This window comes from Planctobacterium sp. AWH2_060 (assembly GCF_056158425.1).
Genome location: NZ_JBSWTG010000001.1, coordinates 1016232 through 1029816, shown reverse-complemented (window position 1 = coordinate 1029816; position 13585 = coordinate 1016232). Strand labels below are relative to the sequence as shown.

The 13585-nt window shown below is 43.5% G+C and carries 12 protein-coding genes; 8 read left to right on the top strand and 4 right to left on the bottom strand.

All coding sequences use genetic code 11. The annotated features are described in order from the left end of the window. Window positions 1-111 precede the first annotated feature (111 nt). The 5 genes from ACXAD8_RS04520 to alr all read left to right on the top strand — a co-directional run bounded on the left by ACXAD8_RS04520 (window position 112) and on the right by alr (window position 4233). Window positions 112-1107 (top strand): AraC family transcriptional regulator, encoded by a 996-nt coding sequence (locus tag ACXAD8_RS04520; protein ID WP_475225423.1) that lies wholly within the window; start codon window positions 112-114, stop codon window positions 1105-1107. Next, window positions 1094-1936: an alpha/beta fold hydrolase gene (locus ACXAD8_RS04515; RefSeq protein ID WP_475225421.1), complete on the top strand. Its 843-nt coding sequence runs from the start codon at window positions 1094-1096 to the stop codon at window positions 1934-1936. The genes ACXAD8_RS04520 and ACXAD8_RS04515 overlap by 14 nt, the downstream gene beginning before the upstream one ends. A gap of 224 nt (window positions 1937-2160) precedes the next feature. Then, window positions 2161-2412, top strand: a complete 252-nt coding sequence (locus ACXAD8_RS04510; protein ID WP_475225418.1) for a type II toxin-antitoxin system ParD family antitoxin — start codon at window positions 2161-2163, stop codon at window positions 2410-2412. Continuing rightward, window positions 2405-2701: a type II toxin-antitoxin system RelE/ParE family toxin gene (locus ACXAD8_RS04505; RefSeq protein ID WP_475225416.1), complete on the top strand. Its 297-nt coding sequence runs from the start codon at window positions 2405-2407 to the stop codon at window positions 2699-2701. The genes ACXAD8_RS04510 and ACXAD8_RS04505 overlap by 8 nt, the downstream gene beginning before the upstream one ends. A gap of 422 nt (window positions 2702-3123) precedes the next feature. After that, entirely contained in the window at window positions 3124-4233 is a 1110-nt protein-coding gene (gene alr, locus ACXAD8_RS04500) for an alanine racemase (protein ID WP_475225414.1), read from the top strand. Between the two features lie 51 nt (window positions 4234-4284). Here the strand turns inward: alr and fur are convergent, their stop codons facing one another. Then, on the bottom strand, window positions 4285-4704 hold the full coding sequence (fur, locus tag ACXAD8_RS04495) for a ferric iron uptake transcriptional regulator (RefSeq protein WP_475225412.1): 420 nt from the start codon (window positions 4702-4704) through the stop codon (window positions 4285-4287). A 300-nt stretch (window positions 4705-5004) separates the two neighbouring features. Here fur and ACXAD8_RS04490 point away from each other — a divergent pair, with 300 nt between their 5' ends. Further along, the gene (locus ACXAD8_RS04490; protein ID WP_475225410.1) at window positions 5005-7026 is read left to right on the top strand and encodes a HAMP domain-containing methyl-accepting chemotaxis protein; all 2022 of its coding nucleotides are present in this window, start codon (window positions 5005-5007) and stop codon (window positions 7024-7026) included. 59 nt (window positions 7027-7085) lie between these two features. Here the strand turns inward: ACXAD8_RS04490 and fldA are convergent, their stop codons facing one another. The 3 genes from fldA to ACXAD8_RS04475 all read right to left on the bottom strand — a co-directional run bounded on the left by fldA (window position 7086) and on the right by ACXAD8_RS04475 (window position 8787). Beyond that, window positions 7086-7610, bottom strand: coding sequence for a flavodoxin FldA (gene fldA, locus ACXAD8_RS04485; protein WP_475225408.1), 525 nt, complete (start codon window positions 7608-7610; stop codon window positions 7086-7088). A gap of 87 nt (window positions 7611-7697) precedes the next feature. Next, a complete protein-coding gene (locus tag ACXAD8_RS04480; protein ID WP_475225406.1) occupies window positions 7698-7907 on the bottom strand; it encodes a DUF2788 domain-containing protein in 210 nt (69 codons plus the stop codon). Between the two features lie 109 nt (window positions 7908-8016). After that, window positions 8017-8787, bottom strand: coding sequence for an alpha/beta fold hydrolase (locus ACXAD8_RS04475; protein ID WP_475225404.1), 771 nt, complete (start codon window positions 8785-8787; stop codon window positions 8017-8019). 245 nt (window positions 8788-9032) lie between these two features. Between ACXAD8_RS04475 and pgm the strand changes: the two genes are divergently transcribed. Together pgm and ACXAD8_RS04465 are read left to right on the top strand one after the other, a co-directional pair. Then, window positions 9033-10685: a phosphoglucomutase (alpha-D-glucose-1,6-bisphosphate-dependent) gene (gene pgm / locus ACXAD8_RS04470; RefSeq protein WP_475225402.1), complete on the top strand. Its 1653-nt coding sequence runs from the start codon at window positions 9033-9035 to the stop codon at window positions 10683-10685. A gap of 229 nt (window positions 10686-10914) precedes the next feature. Then, window positions 10915-13449, top strand: coding sequence for a glycogen/starch/alpha-glucan phosphorylase (locus tag ACXAD8_RS04465; protein WP_475225400.1), 2535 nt, complete (start codon window positions 10915-10917; stop codon window positions 13447-13449). The last annotated feature ends 136 nt before the right edge of the window (window positions 13450-13585 follow it).

The window sequence follows — 13585 nt, the reverse complement described above, 5'->3', positions numbered from 1 at the left end:
ATTTATTGACAAAGTCGAAAACATTGAGCATAAACCCCTATACTTTTATCAAGCACCTGACTGACGATTTTGCACGTACCGGCTCACTACATCACACATATTGGTAAATTATTGGCAACCCTGGGAGTGGACCCTGTTGAATGGTTAAAGGAAAACGATGCCAGCCAAAATCTGTTACAAGACGACTCTCTTTACGTACCAGTAGAGCAGTATGAAAGACTCGTAGAAAGTGCGGTTTTCTTGTCACCTATTCCAGACATTGGTTTAAGGTTGGGTGAAAAGTTGGGCTTAGGCAGTCATGGCCTGTTGGGCTATGGACTGCTGTTGTGTGAGAATTTGTCGCAGGCGGCACAATTACTGGATAAATATGTCAGTACCCGAACGGCGTTTATTCGCACCAAAATTGAAGTGCAAGCCGATTCGCTGGAGATCCATATCAACTCAACCTTTAAACATCCGGCTGTGCATCGTTCATTTTGTGAAACTGTGGTGGTCTCCCTGGCTAATCTGTTTACTGTTTTGTCCGGGCAGACCCATAGGGAAGATGTAATCACAGAAATTTGCTTTGATTATATTGCTCCCGAATATGAGATGCTTTATTCACAATATTTGCCAGTCCCTTTGAGCTTTAGCGCGGGTTCTTGCAAAATCGCTCTGGAAAAACAATGGCTACATCATCATTTTAGTCAGGCTGACGAGGTTGCGCTTCGGCAATTGACCCGGCAATTTGAGCAACAGATAAAACAACAGCGTCGGGAAGTGTCTGACACCTGGACACAGAAGGTTGAGACGATTTTTCAGCATGAGCAGCAGCGATTTCCCACCTTACAGGAAGTCGCTACACTGTTGTTCACGACTCCACGAACACTGCATCGTCGATTGCTGAATGAAGGCTGCAGTTTTCGTGAGTTAATGATAAAAAATAAGCAAGCTCAGGCGGAAAAATACTTGCTGACTTCTGATATGAGTGTGCAGCAAATTGCCTGGGCATTGGGTTATGATGATGTGGCTAATTTTCGCCGAGCATTTAAGTCTTGGTTTAATATGTCACCCAATGAATTTCGCCAACAGAAATCCGCAAAAGAAGTACAACATGATTTCAATTGATAACAATCCCGACTCAACTGAGTCGCTACATCCCGTGCGCTTACACTTTGCTCACGCGAACGGTTTCCCTGCAAGCAGTTATAAAAAGCTTTGGCAGTTTTTTCCAAAGCATTTTGAGGTTTTGGCTCATGAACAGTTCGGTCATGATCATCGTTTTCCGGTGAATGATAATTGGCAGAATCAGGTGGATGAACTGATAAACTTTTTACAACACTCCTGTGACACCCCAGTATACTTAGTGGGCCATTCTTTTGGTGGTGTCATTTCGTTTTTAGTTAGCTGTCAAAGACCTGATCTGGTGAAGGGCCTTATTATGTTGGATCCTCCCATAATGGTTGGCCTGATGAGTCATGTTTTTCGCTTTCTGAAAAAGACCCCCTTAATCGACAAAGTAACGCCCTCAGGAAAGTCTAAAATTCGCAAGATACATTGGGATGATCACAGTCAGGTATTAGATTATTTTAAACCCAAAGCGCTGTTCAAACATTTTGATCCTGATTGTGTACAAGACTATGTGCAATCGGCGATTAAAGTTGAGGGTAAGGAAGCCAGACTGGCCTATAAAGCCGACGTAGAAACGGCCATATTCAGAAACATTCCTCACAACCTGAATTTATTTAAAAGCAAGCTGAGTGCTCCAGCTAAACTCTTTACAGCACAACACACCAATGCCTGTTTTCCGCCTATGGTACGGCGACTGCTAAAACAACATCCGTCAATGGAGCATCAAATGATACCCAGTGTTGGGCATATGTTTCCATTGGAAAGGCCTGAACTGACTGCACAATTGATCACTGAGACAATAAACCGCTGGGAAGTTGCAGACTAGATCATAAGCCTTTTGAACCTGGTCGCAATAGCGAGACAAGGAGGGTTATGCGTAACGTCATTGACCGAGGATTAATAACTGGAACAATGTGGCAGGTTCACTGTGAATTTTTGATTTCAGCGAACCTGACCCCCTGAAGTTACCCTGAAGTTAGCTTTTATTTTATGTCCAAAATTGACAATATCGGACGTCCGACTATATGATGATTGTAGGAGGTGCTTGTCATGAATGTTAATTTGAGCACAGTCTTTGAAGACTACATAAAGCAGCAGTTAGACTCTGGAATGTATAATAACGCCAGTGAGGTTATTCGCGAAGCTCTGCGCCTTAAAATGCAGCAAGACGAAGTGTATAAGGCGAAGCTGGAAGCATTGCGACAGGCTATTGATGACGGAATAAATAGCGGCGATTTAATTCCCCTTGATATGAGCAGCATTATCGAAGAAGCCAGAGAAAATGCCGGAGTCGATGCTTAAGATAAATTTAAAGCCCCTTGCCAGAAAAGACCTTCTCAATATCTGGCAGTATTCATACAATTCTTGGGGGGCAGCACAGGCCGATAAATATTTACAAGGTCTGGAAAAAGCATTTAAGCGGCTTTCATCAACCCCTAAGCTTGGCAGAATAATTGAAGAGGTCATGCAAGGCATCAGAATGCACCCGCATGAACATCACCTCATAATTTATAAGGTTTCCGACACGTCAATTGAAGTTGTAAGGGTTCTGCACGGACGCATGGACATACAGCGCCAACCTTTGCAATAAGGCACTAAAAACAATAAAAACAAAGAAGGACATCCACCTTAAGATTGGTGTATTCCAGTTTTGGTGATTTTGTTTGTTGTTTATGCACTTTTCTGAGCAGCCTGGAATTTGACTTCCTCAACCTGTCTTTATTTTTGAACAGGCAAACTTGGAGTGGAATATACATTTGTATACTCTGGTGAAATGTACCACGGTTCTGATAGAAATAAGGAAATACACTTTTACGCTAATATTCCTGTAAGTGCTATTTCGTCTGCATGACATTGGCTGGTACAATCTGGCGCAAGACTTAAGGTGGATCTTATAGGCCCAATTATCCACTTCTGGATATTTGGGTTAGGTAGCCGGAGCACATCAAAGTTGCATCCTGGTTCTGCTCGCTGTCTATATTGCATTTCTTGTTTAAAAGGGAACAAATACTAGTGTCTCGACCTGCGTCAATGACAATCAATCTGGATGCCTTGCGGCATAACCTGGCAATTGCCAAAAGGTGTAGCCCATTTAGTAAAGTTGTAGCTGTCTTGAAAGCCAATGCTTATGGTCATGGTGCTGTAGAAGTGGCGTTCGCATTACAGGATCATGTAGAAATGTTTGCGGTATCCAGTATTGAAGAAGCGATGCAACTGAGAGAAGCCGGTCTGACACGTCCCATTTTGCTACTGGAAGGGTGTTTTAGTGCCAGTGATTTAAGTATGGCTGCCGCCCGTGACTTCCCGGTTGTGTTCCATAGCGAGTATCAAATCAATGCCCTGGAAAAACAACCACTCACTAAGCCGCTTTCAGCCTGGTTAAAAATCGATACCGGAATGCATAGACTGGGAATTTATCCCGCTTCGGGGTTGCGCTTGTACCAACGATTAAAGCAATCCAATAAGACCCGGGGGGTGGTGACTCTGATGACTCACATGGCCAGCGCTGATTTGTTGGATGAACCCTACACAGAGCAACAGTTAGCGGTCTTTAAAGCGGTTAAAAAACAGATAATCGCCTCTGATGATGGCTCCATCAGTACCAGTATTGGAAATTCCGGCACTATTTTGGGCTGGCCTGAAGGGCGTAGTGATTATATCCGGCCCGGAATTATGCTTTATGGCTTATCACCATTTGAAAGGGCCCATGAAGAGGCTGACAAACTGCGGCCTGTAATGTCGCTACAATCTAAAATTATTGCTATTCGCAACATTGAGCGCGGGGAGCGAGTTGGTTATGGCAGTACCTGGGTTGCTGAACAACCTTCTCGTATCGCGACTGTTGCGATAGGTTATGGTGATGGCTATCCGCGCAATGCAAAAAGTGGCACGCCGGTATTAGTGCGTGACAAAAGAGCGTATTTGGCTGGCCGGGTCTCCATGGATATGTTGAGCATCGATATTACTCATATACCGGAAGTGAGAATTGGGGATACGGTCACTTTGTGGGGAGAGTCTTTAAGTGCCAACGAGGTGGCGCAATGGGCAGATACTATCGGTTATGAATTGGTTACCAGAATGCCATTGAGAGTACCAAAAACTTACATTTTGTCAGAGACATAAAAAAGGCTGGTATTAAACCAGCCTGATTTTTAAGCGCCAAAAGTTGATAACCTAGTGATCACACTTGCCGTCGATACATCTGCCATACAGATACAAACTGTGATTGGTCAGTTTGATGCCGTGAGCTTCACAAATTTCTTTTTGGCGAGTTTCAATAACATCATCTTCAAACTCAATTACTTTGCCACAATCCAGGCATACAAGGTGATCGTGATGATTTTTTGCACTGATTTCAAATACTGACTTTCCACCTTCAAAATGATGTCTGTCCAGGATGCCTGCATCGTCAAACTGGTTTAGCACCCGGTAAACTGTCGCCAAGCCAATATCTTCCCCTTGTTCTAACAAGATTTTATAGACATCTTCAGCGCTAATGTGCTGATTTTTAGGTTCTTTTAGGATTTCCAGGATTTTTAGACGTGGCAAAGTGACTTTGAGTCCGGCTTTCTTCAGTTCTTGATTTTGATCCATTTTCTTGGCTTTTCAGTCATTAATTATCGGTATTATAAGTGACTTGGACAGGATTGAAAGGGGGATATTCAGAATAAAAATAATGGCTATTTGTTAAAAACAAGTTAACTGGTTGTACCACAAGGCGCTATACTAGGCTAGAATTAAGAGAGTATGCTAAGAAAATCAGAGATTTAAAGTTTAATGTTGGAAATTCAAAAGCAACACCATCAGTTAGTATTAAAGGGGAATCGGAATCTGGCCGATACAACCCGTAACCCATTGAATGCCAATTAGAAGAATAACGAGGCAAGGAAAGTTATGCGATTTACAGTTGTAGCAAAAACAATTCTCGGCTTTATCTTGCTGGGATTTGTGTTGTTTATCACAAACGTCATGTCTTATGTGGGGCTCTCTGATATTCGGGAATCGTCTGAATCTGTCATCAACGAAAAGATGCCACTTCAGAGCCAGGTGTTAAAAATTCAAACGCAATTACTCAATTTGGGTAAGGCGTCGCTAAGCGGCTATTACCTGGATAACCTGTCAGCCCTTAATAGTAACAAGAATCAATTTGATGAATTACTGGAAGAGTTTGAAGGCACTTTGCGTGAACTACAGCGCATGCCGATGGGAGATGGCCAACTCAGTTATTTAACCGACGGCAGGCGCTCCGTGGAATCCTACCTGCAAAATGCCAAGAACATGTATATGGAGAGGCAGGGATTTTTAAATCAAAGAGACAGTATTATCAGCTATATGGACAGGGTTTCATTGGCCGTTGATGATACCAGTGCGCCCCTGTTAGACCTGGCTTATATGCCTGGCGCAGAAAGCGATGATGCTATTAAGAGTTTGGCTGGTGCCGGCAATAATATTGATACCCTGTTAATTACTTTACTCAATTCCACTAACGAACTGGTTGCAACACAAGACCCTAAAGTGTCAGAAGATATTGTAGGCACAATGGAGTTTTCCATGAGCAATATCGATGAGGCGGACCAGTTCGTTTCGCGGTTGGCGGAGTCGGTGGACACGGATGGATTAGTTGAAGATTACAAAGAGCAGTTAGCCAAGCTTAAACCGTTAATTTTTGGCAGTAATGGCGTCGTTGCCATGCATCGCTTTAAGTTGGAAAAGCTGGCCAATGCACAAACGGCAAAAACGGCCTCTGAAACCAGTCTGGATAAGGCGATTGAACATTTCAAAGCGCTGTTTGATGAGGTTAATGACAGTACCCTCCAGGGACAAAACGAAATTCTGGAAATCATAGAAAGTAATATCACCATTGGCGTGATTATTATGCTGCTGGGCACTGCTCTGGCAGTGGGAACTGGCTATGTAGTTTACAAGAGTATTTCCGTACCAATTGGTCGAATTGCTCGCAGTTTGCGGGTGATAAGTTCTGGGGATTTAACTCACAAAGCTGACACGTCCAGTAACTGTGAGTTCGGAGATTTATCAAAACAGGTCAACGTCTTATCTGAAAATCTGCATCAGTTAGTGGTGCATATTCTGGAGCAACAGGAAGGATTAAATGCCGCCACTGCACAAACGGTAGAACTGGGGCATGAGGCGCTGGAAAAAGTTGACAAGCAACGAGAAGAGATTCACCTGACTGCCGACAGCACAGAACTGGTCAGGAAGAGTAGCCAAAGTAACGTTGAACAGATACGTGTTGGGATGGAAAAACTCAACGAAGTCGCCCAACAGTCAGCGCAGGCAAGTGGCCTGGCAGCTCAGGGTGAAAAGCAAATCCAACAACAGGCGAAACAAGCAGACTATTCCAGTGAGGTGATTTCTAATCTGGCTGAAAATAGCCGCAATATTGGTGGCATTCTGGATGTCATTAAGAGCATTGCTGAGCAAACTAATTTACTGGCGCTTAATGCCGCGATTGAAGCTGCGCGGGCAGGTGAGCAGGGACGAGGGTTTGCGGTTGTGGCAGATGAAGTGCGTACACTGGCCACTAAAACTCAGAACTCCACTCAGGAAATAGAAACCATGATTGGCAGTTTACAGTCTGACGCTGACAAAGCTGTTCGCACTATTGAAGAAGGCAAAGAGCTGTCAGATAAGAGCGTGGCTATGATCCGCGAAGTGAACAGTAAGGTTTCTCAAATCACCAGAATTATCGAAGAGTTGTCTGATGTTAACCATCGTATAGTAAAAGATTCAGGTGAACAGGATAGGGTTCTGAATGATGTATCAAAACGCCTTAACACCATAGTCGAGTTGGCTGACAACAGCGCTGCTCTGACGGAGCAGTCCAATACGGCCACTGAAGAAGTAAATAGCCTGATGGCGCAATTACAGGATGCGGTAACGCGATTTAAGGTATAGTTTAGGTATCAGAAACAGAAAAGGGAGCATCAGCTCCCTTTTTTAGTTTTTATATCAGCTTAAACTAATTCAGCCAGACACATTTCGTCAAAAATCTGCTTGGACCAGGCTTTCACTCTTTGCTCAGTTAACTCCGGTTGACGATCTTCATCAATGCCTAAACCAACAAAGTGATTGTCGTCTGCCATGCCTTTTGACGCCTCAAAGTCATAGCCTTCTGTTGACCTGTGGCCGACAATAATTGCGCCCTTGGTTTCTACTATGTCTCTTACCATGCCCATGGCATCAAGGAAATACTCGGCATAATCTTCCTGATCACCACAACCAAAAATACCAACCAGCTTGTCGGTAAAGTCAATTTCTTCCAGTTCCGGGAAAAAGTCATCCCAGTCACATTGCGCTTCACCGTAGTACCAGGTGGGGATACCGAAAAGCAAGAAGTCATACTTTTCAATATCTTCTTTGGTACTTTTTGCGATGTCATGAATTTCAATGACATGCTTGCCAATTTCTTTTTGAATCATTTTGGCCACGTGTTCGGTATTACCCGTGTCACTACCAAAAAATAGTCCGACGATTGCCATAACCTTCTATTCTCACTTTAAAACTTTTCCTGAAATTATTCAGGTTGGATAAATTGTAAAATTGTTAAACGCCCTGACGAAAGCTCATCAGGCGCTAAAAAATACTTGTATTACGCCCTTAGCTAAAAAGCCGACACAGCCGAAAAATAGTACTGAATAGACTACGATCCTGCCGCCCATTGGGATGTCATTTTTTTTGAGTACGTCGTGTACTGCGAATCCCATTAATACAAATAAACCACTCAGTGCCAGATACATGATAATGGTTTCAATTTGTTCGTAATATTCGCTTAGCATGACGTAATTGATTCGACCTTTGTAAATTGGCGCGCACTATAGCACAGGCGCAGGTTGTTGTTAATTGTGTAATTGATTTGCATTAGCATCTCAGTGGGCAAATTCCGGTTTAGTCGCTGTCTTCTAAAAATCGCGAAACAATACCGGCAAATACGTTGGGTTTCTCCGCGTGTAACCAGTGTCCTGTGCCATTAATGATTTTAGCTTCTGCATGGGGGAACAATGAACCAATAGCTGTCTGATGCTCTCGGGTGATGTAGTCGCTATTTCCGCCTTTGATGAACAGGGTTCTGGCTCTGTATTGCGTATCTGCCACAATGGCATCAGATAATAAGTCATAGTCTCGGATTAACATTTCAAGATTGAAGCGCCATGCAAAGCTACCTTCTTCTGTTTTATACAAACTTTTTAATAAAAACTGTCTGACGCCAGGTTCTGTTATGTGTTCAGCCATCAGTGTATCAGCTTCCTGACGGCTATTGATTTGCTGTAGATCAACGTTTTGCAGTCCATTGAAAACATTTTGATGGCGAGGGGAGTATCGAACCGGAGCTATGTCGGCCACCATAAGTCTTTTTACCAGAGATGGCTGTGTCAGCGCCAATTGCATCGCCACCTTTCCACCCAGGGAATGTCCTAGCATATTGACGGATGAGGCGTTAATGCTGTGCAGGGTTTCTGCTACATTTTCTGCGTATTGGGTAAAGCTAAAAGCCTCAGAGTATGGTGATTTACCATGGTCCGGTAAATCAATGCTGATCACCTGATATTCTCCTTCCAATTGCCTGGCAATAACGCCAAGATTCTCCAGACTACCAAATAATCCATGTAGCAATACTATCGGCTCGCCACGGCCCTTAATGTCATAATTCAAAATCATATAATTACTATTTCACTGGTCAGCGATGTTATTTTACAAATTTAATTGAAATGTGTAGGCAATAGGTTAATTTAACAAGTATAAAAATATTGGTATATGCAACTAATGTCTTACACAGAGCATTGGCAGCCTGTAAACCAAAAGTAAAAGCGGTATTGGTCTTATAGTGGTTATCGACAATATCGCTTAACGTTATCCCTGCAATCGTCGCTTCGTTTATTTTCTTAAAAATAGGACTTATTGATATGGCACTTCATCCACAGGCTGGTCAACCGGCCTCTCGAGAGCAGTTAGTTAATGTTCCCCGATTAATGACCAGCTACTACAGCAATCAACCAGACGTGGCTGATAGTACACAACTGGTTTCCTTTGGTACGTCAGGTCACCGAGGAAGTTCACTGTCTTCAACCTTTAATGAAACTCATATTGCGGCGATAAGCCAGGCACTGGCGGAATATCGATTAAATCAAGGCACAACCGGCCCGATGTTTATCGGAATGGATACTCATGCGCTGTCAGAGGCGGCATTTGTTACCGCTGTTGAAGTACTTATCGCCAATGGTGTCACCGTGGTGGCACAGCAGAGCAGGGGCTATACACCGACCCCGGTTATTTCTCACGCCATCTTGTGTTACAACCAGGGCCGCACAAGCTCGCCTGCAGACGGCATTGTTATAACCCCTTCGCACAATCCGCCTGAAGATGGTGGCTTTAAGTATAACCCGCCAAATGGTGGACCGGCCGATAGTGATGTGACCGCAATTATTCAGGCTCGTGCAAATCAGATTATTATTGATGGTAATCGCGACGTTAAAAAAGTCAGTATTACCCAGGCGCTAAACAGTGAGCTGTACTCTGAACGGGATTTTAAAGAGGAGTATATTGCGCAACTGGATCAGGTTATTGATATGAAGGCGATCGCTTCAGCGAACCTTAAATTGGGTACCGATCCGCTGGGTGGGGCAGGTCTGGAGTACTGGGATCAGATTGCAGATCGTTACGGCTTAAACATTGATGTAGTGAACCGAAATGTTGATCCTACCTTCTCGTTTATGACCCGCGATAAAGACGGTAAATTGCGTATGGACTGCTCATCGCCCTATGCCATGGCAGGACTGATCGGACTCAAAGATAAATACGATTTAGCGTTTGGCAACGATCCGGATTTTGATCGTCACGGCATTGTTACCCCTTCCGTAGGCTTAATGAACCCAAATCACTACCTGGCGGTTGCCATTAACTATTTGTATCAACATCGCCCTCAATGGTCTGATTCTCTGCAGATTGGCAAGACATTGGTTTCCAGCTCAATGATTGACAGAGTTGCAGGTGCATTAGGACGAAAAGTTGCCGAAATGCCTGTAGGATTTAAGTGGTTTGTGCAAGGAATGCTGAATTCTGAATTGGGTTTCGCCGGTGAAGAGAGCGCCGGTGGCATTTTCTTGCGTCGTGACGGTTCAGCCTGGGCAACAGATAAAGATGGCATCATCTTATGTTTATTAGGCGCTGAAATCCTGGCGACAACGGAAAAAGATCCGGGCGAGCACTATCAGGCGCTAACAGAGCAGTTTGGAGCTCCATCCTATAAACGCATTGATGTTGCAGCCTCTCCGGCACAAAAAGATGCCTTAAAGTCGCTCAGTGCGGATGATGTTAACTCAGAACAGCTAGCCGGTGAAACGATTAAGCAGGTGCAAACACATGCCCCTGGAAATGGCGCTGCTATAGGTGGTGTTAAGGTTAGTACTGAAAATGGTTGGTTTGCTGCAAGACCTTCTGGTACAGAAAACATCTATAAGATTTATGCTGAAAGTTTCCGAGGTGATACGCACCTTGAGGATTTATTGTCTGAAGCACAAAATCTGGTGGACGAGGTTTTCAAAAAACAAGGTTGTTAACGTGGTGTTTTCAGGGTGTTAATGAAATGTAAAAATATGCGTTAAAAATTTGTTATGCATACGTTTGCGGTGAAAAAATAACAAAAAAATAACATTTAACCCCTTAAATTTGTGATCTAAACATGCTTAACTCTGCACTAAATGTAATTTAATTACAGAACGGTGTAGAGTTTTTTCATTTTTGAACTGAAAAATAAGCACCCGAAGCGCATTTAAGAGGGTTAAATCAATGGCAACCAGATCCACGACCAAGAAAACAACAACTAAAAAAGCGGCCGCTTCTAAAACGGTTAAGGCTGCTGCTCCTGTAAGTACTGAATTAAAATTTGATAAAGAAGCTTTAAAGCAATCTATCGTTCGTCATCTGCATTGCACCCTGGGTACAGATGAAAACAAAGCGAATAATCACGCCTGGTGGAAAGCCGTTTGTGCGGCCATAAATGAACAGGTTTTGGAGCGTTTACGCACCACTCAGAAAACCCATTATTTCAACGATACACGCGCAGTACATTATTTCTCCGCTGAATTTTTAATGGGCAGATTGTTATCGAACAACATGCACAACCTGGGATTGTTTGAAAACACTGACAAAGCCCTGCAAGAACTCGGTATTAGCCTGACTGACATCATGGAAGAAGAGCCGGATATGGCGTTAGGTAACGGTGGTTTAGGGCGTCTTGCGGCCTGTTATATCGACTCATTGGCTACCTTAGAGTTTCCAGCAATCGGCTATGGTTTACATTACGAGCACGGTCTGTTTCGCCAGGAAATACAAAATGGCGCTCAGATCGAAAGACCTGACAGCTGGAGAGATTACGGTAACCCATGGGAAATTTGCCGACCAGAATCCATTCAGGAAATTCCATTGTATGGTTATGTAGAAACCAAGTATGGCGAAAATGGCAAGATCCAAAAAGAGTGGCACCCTGGCTCAATCGTTAAAGGCCTGCCCTGGGATATTCCGGTTGTGGGTTACGAAGGTAAAACCGTTAACGTATTGCGATTATGGCAAAGCCAGTCTTCAGACTATTTCAATTGGGATGTCTTTAACGCCGGTGGATACATAGATTCTCATTCAGAAACTGTGCAGGCCGAGACTATTTCCAAAGTACTGTATCCGAATGATGAAACTGAGGCGGGTAAAGAGCTGCGCCTTATCCAACAATATTTCTTCTGTGCTTGTTCATTGAAGGATATCGTTAGACGTTACAAGCGTGCCCATGGTACTGACTGGAGCCGTTTTGCAGAACAGGTTGTTATTCAGTTAAATGATACTCACCCTGCTATCGCTATCCCTGAATTGATGCGAATTCTGGTAGACCGGGTAGAAATGTCATGGGAAGACGCCTGGGCTATGACTACCAAAGTCTTTGCCTACACCAACCATACATTGTTACCTGAGGCCCTGGAAAAGTGGCCAGCGAGAATGATCGAGAAGATCTTGCCTCGTCACCTGGAGATCATTTACGAAATTAACCATCGCTTCATGAAGGAAGTTGATGCTAAGTGGCCAGGACAGCCTGAGATAAAGGCGAAACTTTCTATTATTGAAGAAGGTAATGAGAAAATGGTTCGCATGGGCCACTTAAGTGTGGTGGGATCATTTGCAGTAAACGGCGTTGCAGAGATTCACTCGAAACTGGTTAAAGCAAATCTGTTTCCTGAGTTTGATCAAATGTGGCCTGGCAAGTTTACCAATGTCACCAATGGTATTACTCCAAGACGTTGGTTAAAAGCTTGTAACCCAGAGTTGTCAGCGTTAATCGATGACAAGATTGGTACAGATTGGCCAGTCCACCTGGATAAATTAACCGGATTAAATCAGTTCGCGAAAGAGAAAAAGTTCCAGAATGAATTTATGGCGATTAAACGCCGCAACAAGGTTGCCTTGGCTGAAGAAGTGTTGCGCTTAACTGGCGAAACCATTGATCCGGATGCGATTTTTGACATTCAGATTAAGCGTTTGCACGAGTACAAGCGTCAGCACCTAAACCTGTTGCACATTATGGCGCTGTATCGTCGACTGTTAGAAAATCCCGATTATGATATGCATCCACGCGTGTTTATATTTGGCGCTAAAGCGGCTCCTGGCTATAAACTGGCCAAAGATATTATTTACGCCATTAACAAGGTTGCTGAACGCATTAATGCCGACAACCGGGTTAATAGTAAGCTGAAAGTCATTTTCATGCCTAACTATCGGGTTTCTCTGGCGGAGAAGATGATCCCTGCAGCGGATGTGTCAGAGCAAATTTCTACCGCGGGTAAAGAGGCATCGGGCACAGGTAATATGAAGCTGGCCTTAAACGGGGCATTAACCATAGGTACCATGGATGGCGCGAATATTGAAATTGCTGAAGAAGTCGGTGATGACAATATCTTTATCTTTGGATTGAATGTCGATGAAGTGAACGCTTTACGTGAAACTGGTTACAACCCATACGATCACTATTATCAAAATGCCGAAATCAAAGCGGTATTAGACTGGTTGGATACTGATTACTTCACTCCGGGTAAACCAGGTGAGTTATCTTCCATAAAACGCAGTTTATTGGAGCACGGCGATGCATACTTAGCACTGGCTGATTATGAGTCTTATTCTGAGGCGCATAGCAGAGTTGATAAGGCCTACAGAGATAAAGCCGGTTGGGCAGAAAAAGCCATTATCAACACGGCAAATATGGGTAAATTTAACTCTGACCGTTCGATCCGTGATTATGTAAGTAAGATCTGGAAATTGGACAGTTGTAAGGTAACTTCTTAACCCTAAAGTGCAGATAAAAGTAAGATAAGTATCTTATATAAAACCCTTGAAATAGGGGCGTTAATCGAGTTTAACGCACACTTTACAGTTAAAAGCCTTGATTATTGCATCAGGGCTTTTTTTTTGATTAAAAAAG